11 protein-coding genes are annotated in these 13381 nt (G+C 69.6%); 4 read left to right on the plus strand and 7 right to left on the minus strand.

Annotation, left to right across the window (positions count from 1 at the left end; translation table 11 throughout):
* Positions 1-15: 15 nt before the first annotated feature.
* Positions 16-900, plus strand: a complete 885-nt coding sequence (locus tag KIF24_RS29305; RefSeq protein ID WP_221086777.1) for an LppU/SCO3897 family protein — start codon at positions 16-18, stop codon at positions 898-900.
* A 133-nt stretch (positions 901-1033) separates the two neighbouring features.
* Positions 1034-2275, plus strand: a complete 1242-nt coding sequence (locus KIF24_RS29310; protein WP_221086778.1) for an AAA family ATPase — start codon at positions 1034-1036, stop codon at positions 2273-2275.
* Positions 2276-2413: 138 nt separating this feature from the next.
* On the opposite strand, the gene KIF24_RS29315 is transcribed toward KIF24_RS29310, so the two are convergent.
* Positions 2414-3868, minus strand: coding sequence for a polysaccharide pyruvyl transferase family protein (locus KIF24_RS29315; RefSeq protein ID WP_221086779.1), 1455 nt, complete (start codon positions 3866-3868; stop codon positions 2414-2416).
* Positions 3869-3984: 116 nt separating this feature from the next.
* Entirely contained in the window at positions 3985-4530 is a 546-nt protein-coding gene (locus KIF24_RS29320) for a GNAT family N-acetyltransferase (RefSeq protein WP_221086780.1), read from the minus strand.
* A 133-nt stretch (positions 4531-4663) separates the two neighbouring features.
* Between KIF24_RS29320 and KIF24_RS29325 the strand changes: the two genes are divergently transcribed.
* Positions 4664-5209 carry a DoxX family protein gene (locus KIF24_RS29325; protein WP_221086781.1) on the plus strand — a complete coding sequence of 182 codons (546 nt, stop codon included), beginning with the start codon at positions 4664-4666 and terminating at the stop codon, positions 5207-5209.
* 203 nt (positions 5210-5412) lie between these two features.
* Positions 5413-6855, plus strand: coding sequence for a glycosyltransferase 87 family protein (locus KIF24_RS29330; protein WP_221086782.1), 1443 nt, complete (start codon positions 5413-5415; stop codon positions 6853-6855).
* 67 nt (positions 6856-6922) lie between these two features.
* Here the strand turns inward: KIF24_RS29330 and KIF24_RS29335 are convergent, their stop codons facing one another.
* From KIF24_RS29335 to KIF24_RS29355, 5 genes are all read right to left on the minus strand, one after another.
* Positions 6923-7342, minus strand: coding sequence for a molybdenum cofactor biosynthesis protein MoaE (locus KIF24_RS29335; protein WP_221086783.1), 420 nt, complete (start codon positions 7340-7342; stop codon positions 6923-6925).
* Positions 7336-8592 (minus strand): molybdopterin molybdotransferase MoeA, encoded by a 1257-nt coding sequence (locus KIF24_RS29340; protein WP_221086784.1) that lies wholly within the window; start codon positions 8590-8592, stop codon positions 7336-7338. The genes KIF24_RS29335 and KIF24_RS29340 overlap by 7 nt, the downstream gene beginning before the upstream one ends.
* Positions 8593-8601: 9 nt before the next feature.
* A complete protein-coding gene (locus KIF24_RS29345; protein ID WP_221086785.1) occupies positions 8602-9084 on the minus strand; it encodes a MogA/MoaB family molybdenum cofactor biosynthesis protein in 483 nt (160 codons plus the stop codon).
* On the minus strand, positions 9081-9572 hold the full coding sequence (gene moaC / locus KIF24_RS29350; protein WP_221086786.1) for a cyclic pyranopterin monophosphate synthase MoaC: 492 nt from the start codon (positions 9570-9572) through the stop codon (positions 9081-9083). The genes KIF24_RS29345 and moaC overlap by 4 nt, the downstream gene beginning before the upstream one ends.
* Positions 9573-9811: 239 nt before the next feature.
* Entirely contained in the window at positions 9812-12898 is a 3087-nt protein-coding gene (locus KIF24_RS29355) for an AfsR/SARP family transcriptional regulator (RefSeq protein WP_221086787.1), read from the minus strand.
* Between the last annotated feature and the right edge of the window lie 483 nt (positions 12899-13381).

Genomic DNA, 13381 nt, shown 5'->3' on the forward strand with positions numbered 1-13381 from the left:
CTCAGGAGGGCGTGCATGGCGAACTACGGACCACCGGGCGGCGGCCCGCAGCCGTGGCACGAGCCGCGACCCGGTGAGGCGTACGGTCGCGGCCCGGCGCCCGACCCGCAACCGCCCCACGATCCGGGGCAGGCTCACCGGCCCGGCCCGACCTACGGCGGCGGGCCGTACCAACCCGACGACCCGGACCACCGCGTCCGGCAGTACGGAAGTGGGTATCCCGCGGGTCGGCCTGGATCGGGCTACGGCAGCTGGCAGCGCGGACCGCAGCACGACTCGGGCGGTTATGACCCGGCCGGGCCGGAGTACGCCGGCAACCGCTACGGTGCCGCCGGGTCGGGATACGACGCGCAGCTCCAGGACACCGAGGTCTTCCCGGCCTACCGGGACGCAGGCACGGCCACGACGGCGTACGCCGGAGCGCCCGAGCCGCCGCCGGAGCGCCGGCGCGGTCGAGGGCCGCTGCTCGCGGTGCTGGCGGCCGTGCTGGTGCTGATGCTCGGCGGCGCGACGGCCTTCTACCTGCTCGGGCAGGAAGACGAGGCGCCGAACCCGGTGGCCGCCCCGACCGAGGAACCGGCGGCGCCGCCCGCCGACGGGCAGGACGAGGACGAGACCCCGCCCGACGAGCCGGCCACCACGTCCTCCACCGACCCCCGCTTCGTGCGGGCCGGGCAGTGCGTCCGCAACGACGCACCGTCCGGCGCCAAGCCCAAGCTGCTGATCAGCGGCTGCGGGGCGAAGTCGTACGAGGTGTTGCAGCGCATCGACGGCAAGACCAGCGGCGAGAAGGACGCCGAGAAGAAGTGTGCCAAGGTCGACGGCTACACCAACTGGTACTTCTACGACAGCGAGCTGGACTCCCTCGACTTCGTGCTCTGCCTCAAGCAACGTGCCTGACCTCGATTGCCAAAACTAGTGCTGTCTAGCATGGACGCTAGACAGCACTAGTTTTGGGTCGAAGACGAAACGCCGGTAGCACCGTCTATCCATGTCTAGCCCTACGGCTAGACGGCCCGATACTCTGCGATTCGTGGATCCGGTCCGCAACCCGTACGCACCGGGCGCCGGCCAGCGCCCGCCCGAACTCGCCGGGCGGGGGCGGGAGCTGGACGTCTTCGACATCGTGCTGGAACGCATCGCGCGGGGCCGACCGGAGCGCAGCCTGATGCTCACCGGGCTGCGTGGGGTCGGCAAGACCGTCCTGCTCAACACCCTGCGATCCCAGGCGATCAGCCGGCTCTGGGGCAGCGGCAAGATCGAGGCGAGACCGGATCAGTCGCTGCGCCGGCCGATCGCCGCCGCCCTGCACATGGCCGTCCGGGAACTCGCGCCGCGGCACCGGGCACCGGACCGGATCGACGCCTTCCTCGGGGTGCTCAAGGCCTTCGCCCAACGGGGCGCACCGACCGGTCGCGGCGGTGCCGCACCGAAGCTGCGTGACCGGTGGCAACCCGGCATCGACGTGCCGGCGGTCAGCGGGCGGGCGGACTCCGGCGACATCGAGATCGATCTGGTGGAGTTGCTCACCGACGCCGCCTCGGTCGCCAGCGACGTCGGCACCGGCGTCGCCGTCTTCATCGACGAGATGCAGGACGTCGGCCCGGAGGACGTCTCCGCGCTCTGCGCCGCGTGCCACGAGTTGTCCCAGCTCGGCGCGCCACTGATCGTGGTCGGTGCGGGGCTGCCGCATCTGCCGGCGGTGCTGAGCGCGGCCAAGTCGTACTCCGAGCGGCTGTTCCGCTACCAGCGCATCGACCGGCTCGACCGGATCGCCGCCGACCGCGCCCTCTGCGCCCCCGCCGAGCGGGAGGACGTGGAGTACGAGGCGAAGGCCCTCGACCTGCTCTACGAGAAGTCGGGCGGGTACCCGTACTTCGTCCAGGCGTACGGGAAGGCGACCTGGGATCACGCGCCCCGATCGCCGATCACCCCGGCCGACGTCCGGGTCGCCGCGCCGGAGGCCGAGGCGGAGTTGGCCGTCGGCTTCTTCGGCTCCCGCTTCGAGCGGGCCACCCCCGCCGAGCGGGAGTACATGCGGGCGATGGCGACGCTGTCCCTGGTCGAAGGGGAGACCGACGGTGGCCGCCGGGACGACATGGATGCCGCGGTGCCGACCGCGGAGATCGCCCGTGCCCTCGGCCGCAAGCCCGCCAGCCTCTCCCCGGCCCGCGACGCCCTGATCAAGAAGGGCCTGATCTACTCCGGCGAGCGCGGCACGGTCGCCTTCACCGTCCCGCACTTCGGCCGCTACCTGCGCACCCAACCCGCCTGAGGCAGATGTCCAACGAAACCGGCCAGGGCTGGCGGGGCTTCGGCCCGACAGGACACACCCACACCAGCTCTCCGCGCCGGAGCGAGCCGACCGTCACCAACTCGTCGTCAGCAGCCCGAGTCAGCGCACGCGGTCCTCTCAGGGCTGGCGGCGAAGCCGATTGGCGAGCGCACGACTGTGACGCAGCGCGGACCGCACAGGTACCGGCAGGCGCCGCACCGCGGCCGGTAGGGGCCGCCGTGCGGCGGGCACCTTGCCCTCGGACGTCGCAGCGGTGTGCGGGAACGGGTGCTGCGGCTTGTGCGCCTTGCGCAGCGCGGGGAGGCCGCCCAGCGAGTACAGCTCCGCCACCCGGGCGGTGATCCGCTTTCTGGCCTCGGGGTCGGTGGTCATCAGCGTAGTCACCGCCGGCGGCAGCCCGACGGCGTCCAACCGCTCGTCGTAACCGGGGTCGGCCTTGCCCGGCTGAAAGACGTGCTCGATGCCATTGCGCTCCAGGAAGCTGGCAAAGCGGTCCCAACGCTGCGCATGCCCGGCGTTGAAGGCGGTGTAGTCGGCCTGAGCGTAGAGATCGGCGGCGTCGATCTCCGGAGTCAGGTCGGGGACCAGGCTGTGCGGGATGTCGTGGTACCGGGCCAGCTCCAGGGTCCGGCTGTCGTGCGCCAGGACGTAGGCGGGCGTGCCGGCGGACAGCGCCACGATGTTGCCGTGGATCCGGGTGCCGAAGGAGAACTCCTGCTCGGCGAGGTAGCGCATCCAGGTCCAGGTGTCGACGAAGAACCGGATGCGGTCCTCCCGGTAGAGCTGGTGGCCGGTGTGGTGCGGCAGTTTCGACCGGACCTTCTCCGGGTGGGTACCCCACAGCAGCAGCTCAAGGACCTCCTCGCCCTGCGGCAGGTAGACCATGTTCGGGTAGCGCTTGGCGTGCCGGGTCCCGACCTCGTCCATCAGCCTCACGTACGGCGAGATGTTGATCGTGAAACGACTCTCCCGCGTGAGCGCGGCCACCCGCTTGTTGACCTGCAGGTCCGGGCCGTAGCGGAACAGCGACGGACAGCCGACGACATCGACCACGTCGTCGCCGAAGCCCAGCTCGGCGAGGTAGGCAGCGGTGAACTCGCCGCGTACGCCGATCGTCGCCGACTTGTCGAGCACCGCGCGTACGAACCGGCGCACCGCCACGCGCAGTTCGTCGGTCGGCGGCGGGAACGGGTTGTCGAGGCTCCCCACGCCGCCGTGGACACCGACGCCGATCACCACGACCGGGATCCGCAGCTTCTCGATCACCCAGGTGAGCCGCTTGAGGTTCTCCAGGAAACTCAGTCGGAACGCATTGGCCAGCGGCACCACGAAGAGGTCGAACTGCTCGTTGACCCGGTCCACGTACGCCTGGTCCACGCCGGGCCGTTCGCTGAGAAAGGAGTTCGAAACGACCTCGGTCCCCGGTACGCTGATGAGCTTGTGCACTGCCTCCGTGAAGACGAGGTTTCCGACGTTCCGCCCGAAAATGCCCCGCGTGTACAGAGCGAGGGAGAGCTCCGGGCTGACCGGGGTGAAAGGGTCCTTGGCAGAGCGCAGCAGGACACGGGTCATCGGGTCGGGGCCTCCGGGGTGCGGGGTGCGCGGGGGTGCGGGGCAGGCCAAAAGCCGGTCGATGCTAGCAAACCGCGTCCTCGCCCGCCACACCGGCTGCCGATCGACCGGAAGGGTCAGACCTTCGACCACGGCGGTGGGAAGACCACCTCGCCGCGCGGGGTGGGCGGCCCGCCGCTGACCGTCGGCGGCAGGACCAGCGCCTGCCACGGCTCGCCCAGCCCCGACCACGGGCTGGTCAGACCCAACCGGTCGGCCCGGGTGAAGCCGAAGCGCCGATAGTAGGCCGGGTCACCGAGCACCACCACCAGCCGCTCGCCGAGCTCGGTCGCCGCCTCCAGGGCGGCCTGCACCACCGAGGCGCCGAGCCCGATCCGCTGCCGGTGCGGCGCCACCGCCACCGGCCCGAGCACCAGCGCCGGCACGTTCCGCCCGTCCGAGCACACGACGACCCGGGTGAGCAGGGCGTAGCCGACGATCTCACCGCCGTACTCGGCGACCATCGCCAGCTCCGCAAGCCAGGCGTCGCTGCCGCGCAGTTCGTCGACGAGGCGTACCTCCGGCGGGACGGCCACGTCGGGCCGGGCGAAGGCGGCGGCCAGCACCCGACGGATCGCGCCGGTGTCGGCCGGATCCTCTGGGCGCAGCCGCAGCGTCGTCACGCGGCGAGGTTACCCCGCGCGGCACGTCCATCCGCGACGGTCCCCCGAACGAGGCGGGGACACGCCACCACCCGATCGATCGAGATGGGCCGTTGCGGGGGTAGCGGCGCCTTCGACGGGGTATGACTTGTCTATGACGCCCGTCCGATCCCTCGCCCGCGCCATGTTGAGCGGCATCTTCGTGGTCAGCGGCGCCCGCAACTTCGCCAACCCCGGCCGCCTGGCTGCCACGGCCAAGCCCATCACCGATCGGGTGACGCCCCTGCTGGAGCGGGCGGACCCGCGGATCCCCACGGACACCGAAACCCTGATCCGGGCCAACTCGGCGGTGCAGGTCGGCGCCGGGCTGATGCTGGCCACCGGGCGGTTCACCCGGCCGGCGGCCCTGGTGCTGGCTTGCACACTGATCCCGGTCACCCTCGCCGGGCACCCCTTCTGGCGCAACGACGATCCGATCGCGAAGAACAACAACCAGATCCACTTCCTGAAGAACCTCGGTCTCTTCGGTGGGTTGTTGCTCGCTGCGGCGGACACGGAGGGTAGGCCCGGGCTACGCTGGCGCGCCGGCCACCGGATCGGCCACTCCCGACGGTCGGTGCGCCGCGCCGTCCGGACCGCCCGTCGCGAGGCCCGGATCGCCGTCCGTTCCGCGTCCACGGCTCGGCGCCTCCCTGGCTGAGCTGCGATTATCCGCCCCCACCCCGGCTAAAACCGCGAATCACCTGAACCGCCCGCTAGGCGTTAACGCGGTGGAAATGTCAAAAGAAGGTGTGGGATCGGACACGGTCGCATAACGCGGGAGGCACTGACGTGAGTCACCGCTCTAGGCTCCGTACTGGACCTGGACGGGTAGGACGACCTTGGTATGGGGGTGGCCACGCCATGCCGACGATCGTCGGTAGAGGGCTGGACCGCCTCGCCACAGTCCGTCGCGTAACGAGTGGGATCGATCGTAGGACAGTCGTACGGGCCAGCATCGTGGCCGCCGTCGCCTACGCCGCATGGCTCGCCATCGGTGCATTCGGGCGTCCGTACAACTTCTTCGACATGAAGATCTACCACGGCGCGGTGGTCTGGTGGGCGAGCGGTCACGAGCTGTACGAGTTCGTCGCGCCCGACACGACCCTGGGTTTCACCTACCCACCCTTCGCCGGCCTTGCCATGCTGCCGATGGCGCACCTACCGGTCGCCCTGGCCGGCCTGGTGAACGCCCTGGTCAGCATCGTCGCACTGGCCCTGGTGCTGGCGGCCCTGCTGCGCCCGGTCGTCGACCGGCTGGGCTGGCCGCTGTGGTACACGGTGGCCATCGCCACGCCGCTCGCGGTGGCCATCGAGCCCACCCGGGAAACCCTCGGCTACGGGCAGGTCAACCTACTGCTGTTCGCCCTGGTCATCGCCGACCTGATCGCGCTGCGGTGGCGTTCGCGCCGGGGCAGCCACCAGGCCGAGAACGACGGCCCGCTGCTGCGGTTCTTCTACAGCGGAGCATGGGCCGGCGTGGGCATCGGCCTGGCCACCGCGGTCAAGCTGACCCCCGCCCTGTTCATCTTCTATCTGATGATCACGCGACAGTGGCGGGTGGCCGCAACCGCCACCGGTACCGCCATCGGCGTAACGATCGGCAGCTTCGGCATCGTCGGGGCCGAGTCCCGCGCCTACTTCGGCAGCGTGTTGTGGCAGACCGAACGGGTCGGCGCAGCCGACATGACACCCAACCAGTCCCTGGCCGGCCTGCTGGCCCGGCTCTACGACTCGATCGAGACCCCCGGGCTGCTCTGGCTCGCCTTCTCCGTGCTGGTGCTGGCCCTCGGCCTGTCCCGGGCGTCCAACGCCCACGCCGACGGTGACGAGCTGACCGCGTTCACGCTTGTGGGCCTGACCGCCAACGTGATCAGCCCGATCTCCTGGACGCACCACCTCGTCTGGGTGATCCCGGCCATCATCGTGCTGGCCGACGCCGCGGTGCGCCGCCGCGAGGCCAGCCGGGGACCGGCCCTGCGCGCCGTGCCGGGGCCGTACGGCGGCCCGCCGGGGGTGTCCACGCTCCGCACGCCGATCTGGTATCCGACGCTGACCGGGCTCCGGCACGGCGTCGCCGCGCTCGTGCTCTACCTGCTCTTCCTGATCTCCCCGATCTGGCCGTACGAACACCAGCTGCCCGAGGTCTCCCACTACCAGGACGGCCTGTTCGGCGCGCTGATGGAGAACTCCCTGGCACTGGCCCTGATCCTGCTGGTCGCCGCGCTGCCCTGGCGGCCCGGCGCCGAACCCGCCTTCCACACCGACCGGATGGCCCGCGCCTCGATGCTGTACGGACGGCGGTAGGGCGGCACACCCGGCACCGCGACCGCGGTGCCGGGCACTGCCCACGCCGCGATGTGACGCGCCGCCGTCAGGGGCAGTTGACCCATTCCTCGGTGCCGTCGGCGAAGACCTGCCGCTTCCAGATCGGCAGTCGGGCCTTCACCTCGTCCACCAGGCGCGCGCAGGCCGCGAAGGCGGCAGCCCGGTGCGCGGTGCTGACCGCCGCCACCAGGGCCACGTCCCCGATGGCGAGCGGACCGATCCGGTGCGACACGGCCACCGCGTACACGTCGGGGTCGGCGGCGATCTCGTCGGCCACCTCCCGCAGCACCTTCTCGGCGCTCGGGTGACCCTCGTACTCCAGACTGGTCACCGCCCGACCGTGGTCGTGATCGCGGACCACACCGGCGAACGAGACCACCGCGCCGGCCCGGCGGTCGGCGACCGCCGCCTCGTGCGCGGCGAGATCCAGCGCTTGTTCGGAGACGCTGCCGATCACGGTCACCATGCCCGCTCCCCCGGCAGCAACGGCAACGGTACGACCGGAACCCGGTCGCCCACCGCACCACTGCGGCCGGGCCGGATCACTGCGAATCCGTCCGCCCCGGCAAGACCGCGCAGCATGGCCGAGCCGACGTGCCGGACCGGTCGGGCCGTCCCGGCGACCCGGTCGAGCCGCACCAGAGCCAGGTGGGTGTGGTCTCCACGGCCGGCAACGGGCTCGGTGAGGGTGGCGTGTGGGAGCACCGGCAACGGCCGGCCGACCAGCCCGGCCAGCAGCGGGGCGACCAGCGAGACCAACGCGACGATGGCGGACTGCGGATTGCCGGGCAGCCCGGCGACGAACCGGACCCGCCCGTCGGTGCCGACCAGCCGGGCCAGCAGCATGGGGAAACCGGGGCGCACCGCTACCGTGTTGACGACGTACTCCGCGCCCAGTTCCGCCAGCGCGGGGTGCAGGTGATCGACCGGGCCGTGCATCGTGCCACCCGTCGTGCAGACCAGGTCGGCGTGGTCCAGCGCGCTACGCAGCGCGGCCACGTGGGCGGGCAGCGTGTCGGCGACCGGGCCGACCACATCGGCCCGGTCGACCTGAGCGCCGTACCGGCGCAGCCAGCCCGGCACCGCCGGACCCAGCGCGTCGCGGACCTGGCCGGCGCCGGGCGGCCCCTCGGTGAGCAGTTCGTCGCCGAAGACCAGCAGCGCGGCTCGGGGCTGCCGGCGAACCCGCAGGGTGTCGTGGCCACAGGAGGCGGCCAGGCCGATCACCGCCGGGTCGACCGGCGTACCGGCCGGAAGCAGTTCCTCACCGGCGGTGGCCTCCTCGCCGGGTTGCCGCCACTCCGGCGTGGCGCGCGGCACGCCGTCGACCAACCCGTCCGGCGTACGCGTCGACTCCTCCACCCTCAGCACCGCCGAGGTGCCCGCCGGCACCATCGCCCCGGTGGCGATCTCGACCGTCGTCCCGTCCTCGGTCAACGGGGCCGCGACGCCGCCGGCCAGCACCCGCCCGGTCACCCGCCACGGGCCGGCCCCGCGTACCGCCCAGCCGTCCACACTCGATGTCGGGAACGCCGGCAGGTCGGTGCGGGGGGCGAGCGGCTCGGCGAGGGTGTGCCCGTCGGCTTCGACGAGCGGGCGCTCGACGGCGGCACGCGCGGCGGCCAGGCCGGCCGCATGCACCCGGGAACGCGCCAGCACCCAGTCGACCGTTGGTGACGCGGTGACCTCATCGGTGGACGCGGTTTCCGTTCTCACCGGCCGAGCCTATCGGGTTGCCTGATGGTCGCCGCCGCGCAACTGGTCGATCGTGTGCGCGAGAATCGGCCCCAGCACGGCAAGGCCGTCGCGGGCTCCGCCGGTCGAGCCGGGGAGATTCACCACCAACGTGCGGTCGGCCACGCCGGCCACGCCCCGGGACAGCGCCGCGGTGGGCACCTTGTCACGGCTGTGCGCGCGGATGGCCTCGGCGATGCCGGGGATCTCGTAGTCGAGCAGGGCCCGGGTCACGTCGGGTGTGCGGTCGGTGGGGGTGATCCCGGTGCCACCGCTGGTCAACACCACGTCGACGCCGTCCGCCACGGCCGCCGACACCGCCCGCCCGACCGGGTCACCGTCGGGCACCACCACCGGTTCGTCCACCCTGCAACCCAACTCGCGCAGGCCGTCGACGAGAAGCGGACCACTGGTGTCGGCGTAGACACCGGCGGCGGCCCGGTTGGACGCCACCACCACCCGCGCGCGGATCACGACCGCCCCTCCGGACGCTCCCACAGACCCGTCTTCCCGCCTTCCTTGCGGAGCACCCGGACCGCGTCGACGCTGGCCGCCGGATCCACCGCCTTGACCATGTCGACCAGGGCCAGCCCGGCGACCGCGACCGCGGTCAGCGCCTCCATCTCGACCCCGGTGCGGTCGGCCGTGCGGGCGGTCGCGGTGATCTCGACCGTGTCGACGGTCGGCACCAGATCGACCGTGACACCGTGCAGGGCGATCGGATGGCACAACGGGATCAGATCAGGGGTTCGTTTGGCGCCCATGATCCCGGCCAGCCGCCCGACCGCGAGCGCGTCACCCTTGGGTAACCCGTCGCGACGTAGCAGATCGATCACCTCGCGGGTGGTCCGCAGCCGGCCGGCGGCCACCGCCACCCGGCCGCTGACCGGTTTGGCGGAGACGTCGACCATGCGGGCCGCGCCGGCCGGATCGACGTGGGTGAGCTGGGCGGGTTCGGTCACGATCGCGAGCCTATCCCTCCGGTACGACAGCCCCGGTCGATCGTGCTCGGAAGGAGCGGCGCTCACGCGCCGCTCCTTCCTCACCAGCCTGCCGTCGGTCGCTGGGGAAACTGACGGCAGGTAGCCACGACGAGATCCGGCAGTCGCCGGATCTCCCCCCGTCGGTGAACGCCCCGCAGGCTAGCGAGCCCGGCGATAAGAAATCGATAAGTGGCGGTTGCGAGGCCCGGGCAAATTGATCAATGTTCCGAGGAGCTCGCTGACAAGGCAGCGGCGGCAATCTCGGCCAGACGACGTTCGACGTCGAGGCGCTCGGGTGCGCCCGTGCGCTGAAAGAGTGCCAGTGCGCGTTCCCAGTGCCGGCGGGCCTCCGTCGGGTGGGTGGTCAACAGGTGTTCGGCCAACCCGGTCAGCGCCCGCGCCTGTTCGTACCGGTTGTCGGTCCGAGCGGCCGTTTCGAATGCTTGCCTGTGGGCACGCGTCGCGCCGTCGATGTCACCCGCAGCCGCCAGAGTCCGGCCGAGTTCGTTCAGTACGCTGCACTCCGCCTGACTTTCGGCAAAATCTCCGGCGAGTTCCAGGGCAAGCTCATGCTGTCGCAGCGCGTCCTTCAGTCGGCCGATACCACGGTACGCAATACCCATGACGTTCCGCGCATCGGCCTCGCCGTACCGGTGGCCGGTCCGCGCATACAGGACCAGGGCAGACCTCAGCAATCGAAGCGCCTGCGAGTGCTCACCCATTCGCACCCGCACTCCGGCGATGTGGCTGAACGCGTTGGCAATCTGGTAGCAGTCGCCTTCCACGCGGGCCCAGAAGAGGTGCAGGCGATGTGCGCGCAGGGCTTCCGGATATCGCCCCAGGGAGGTAAGTGCGAGCCCGATATTGGGCAGATGGATCCGAATCCTGCTGAGATCGGACAAGGGAAGTTCGCGCAGCGCCTCCACGGCAAGGATGGAGGACTGCTCGAAGTCTCCCTTCGCCCAGTACACAACACTCAAATTACCCCGGATCCTGGCTACTTCGCGCTTGTCATTCGATTCCTCAGCCATGGCCAACGCTTCCTCAAGACAAAGAATCGCCCGGCGATAGGACCCGGTCTTGGTTAGCGCAGACGCCAGATAGTTCTTCATCGAGCGCATCGCGGAACGGTCGCCGCACCTCTCTGCGGCGATAAGCCCCACTTCATGGGTTCGCATGATGTCCTCGAAATAACCACGCACGTAAAAGAAGCGCCACAGAACCCGGGAGATCCTCCACGTGTACCCGTCGGCGTCATTTTCCGCCGCCAACTCGATCAGCAGATTCAGGTTACTTCGCTCTCGCTCCAACCAGTCGACATCGACCGCATCGCATCCGGGTACCAGATCCGGCCGCTCCGGCACCACGTCGCCAATGTCCTGTCGGACATTCACGAGCCGATTCAGCGTCTTCGCAGCCACGATGGAAGTGTGCAAGACGAGATCGAACAGGCTCACCAGCGCCGCCTGTCGTACCTGAGCCAGATCAGCCTCGACGCACCTTTCCCGCGCGTACTGGCGGACCAGGTCATGCATCCGGTACCGCCCGTTCGCCGTTTCCTCCACAAGGTGACGATCAATCAGGTCGTCGACTATCTCTCCGGCCTCGGAATAGGACAGTCCGGCCATCGCCGCCACCATCGCGACGCCGTAGTACCCGGTGTGCAGGCCCAGCAGTCGAAAGACGCGCTTACCCACCTCGTTCAGCGGCTCGTAGGAAGCGTCGAACGCCGAGGCGACACTTCGATCGCCCGCCCCAAAGGTGGCTAGCGTCGAATCGTGGATCGCCAGCCGGGCCGCCAAGTCGGCCAGACGCCGGTTACGTCGGTGCGCCAGACGCGATCCGACCAGCCGTATTGCCAGCGGCAGGTGACCACAACGACGGACGATCTCCGCAGCGGACTCGGGTTCGGCATGCACCCGATCGGCGCCGGCGCTGGCGGCCAACAGTCGCACGCCCTCGTCAGGCGACAACGAGGACAGCGATTCGGGAGGTCCGACGTCCAGGTCAAGCAGCCGCCGCCGGGCGGTGACCAGCACCACCGAGTGCGCGGTCACCGGCAGCAGGGGAACCACCTGCTCACTGTCGGCCGCGTTGTCGAGAACCACGACGGCCCTACGTCCAGACATCTCACTCCGCCACAGCCCTCGGCGTTCCTCCATGTCCATGGGGATACGGGCGGCCGGAACTCCCAACTGGCGAAGGAGCACCACGAGCGCGGTGGCCGGATCCATCAGGTTGCCATCGTTGTGTCCCCGCAGATCGATGAAGAGCTGCCCGTCGGGATACGACCCCATCAGACGTCGGGCGACGTGCACGGCAAGGGTCGTTTTGCCGCTTCCCGCCATCCCGTCGATGAGATGGACCACCGGAGCCGACTGGTCGGCGGCTCGGGTCTTGGCGATCATCCGTTCGACGATGTCGCCCCGCCCGATGAAGTCGGCCACGGGCCGGGGCAGCCAGTCCCACTCGCCCCGGTTCGCCGCCACAAGGGCCGGTGCGCTTGAGTGTGCGCCACCGCCACTCCGATCCACGTCCGGCCTAACCGGTCCCGTCCTCCGAGTACTGCGCTCGGTCATCGACTGGTACAGGTGCCGGAGTTCGACGACCGGCTCAATGCCCAACTCGTCCCGGATAGCGCGTGAAGCCGCCCGGTAGACAGAGATCCCGCCAGCATGGTCGCCGCGGCGGTCGAGGGCACGCATCAATGCCAATAGTGCCGATTCCCGAAGCGGGTGGTCGGCGACCAGTTTCCGCAACAGGGGAATCGCTTCGTCGAGTTTGCCAATTTCGATGTTCACCTCGGCGAGAAGTTCGACCGCCAGCAGGTACTGCTCCTCGGCGACCGCTACGTGTGCGGCCAGCGCCGGACCTTTAGGTACACCGGCGAGCGGGGGCCCCTCCCAGAGGGCGATCGCTTTGCCCAACAGCGACCGCGCGTGGTCCACCTGACCTTGGGATCGGGCTAGTCGCGCTTCCTCGACATGGTCGCGGAAACGGACCAAATCCACCTCATCCGGCCGTGCGTCCAAGCGGTACCCGCTGCCCTGCCGAGCGAGCACCCGACGGTCTGACTCGAAGCTTTCGAATTTGCGCCGCAAGTTTGCGGCGTACGTCCGGGTATTCGGCACCGCAGAGCGTGGCGGGCCGTCCGGCCACATCTCATCGATCAACTGTTCGATCGCAACCGGACGCCCGGGCTGGACGGCGAGCATCGCAAAAAGCGTTTGTTGTTTGGGCGTTCCCAGAACAACCGATGAGGCCCTCGAGAATAACTGAAGGCCACCAAGCACCTTAATTTTCACATGCTTCCGACTCCTCGGGCCACAGGGGGACGACTCATGTGACGACACCTTAACAGCCAGCGACTTGCCTGCGTCCACACCGATCGCCCGAGCGGCCCGGACGCGCTGGCGAACCGACGTCGGAGGTGGCCCGAATCGCCGATGAGCGAGGGGGGATTGAATCATCACACTGGAGGCAAGAGGCTTCTCTCCGCAAGCGACATAACCAAGATGGCCTATCCCCGAGGCCCAGGCCACACGCTCTGCACCGATGCCATGGACAGAACGTCATGAATCAGGACGGTATTGGCTAATAGAGAGCATAGCGACATTTAATGGCGCTAAGCGCCCGGTTCCTTGCTTAAGCTCCCTCTCCATCAGACACATGATGCGGACCGAACTTTCGAGTTTCGGCCTCCAACGAGCGAGGAGTAGGGATATGTACGGCAGCGACTGGGGCTGAGGATCTACAGCCCAACCTTCTGGTCTACCAAGGTAGGATGA

Source organism: Micromonospora tarapacensis (assembly GCF_019697375.1).
GTDB lineage: Bacteria > Actinomycetota > Actinomycetes > Mycobacteriales > Micromonosporaceae > Micromonospora > Micromonospora tarapacensis.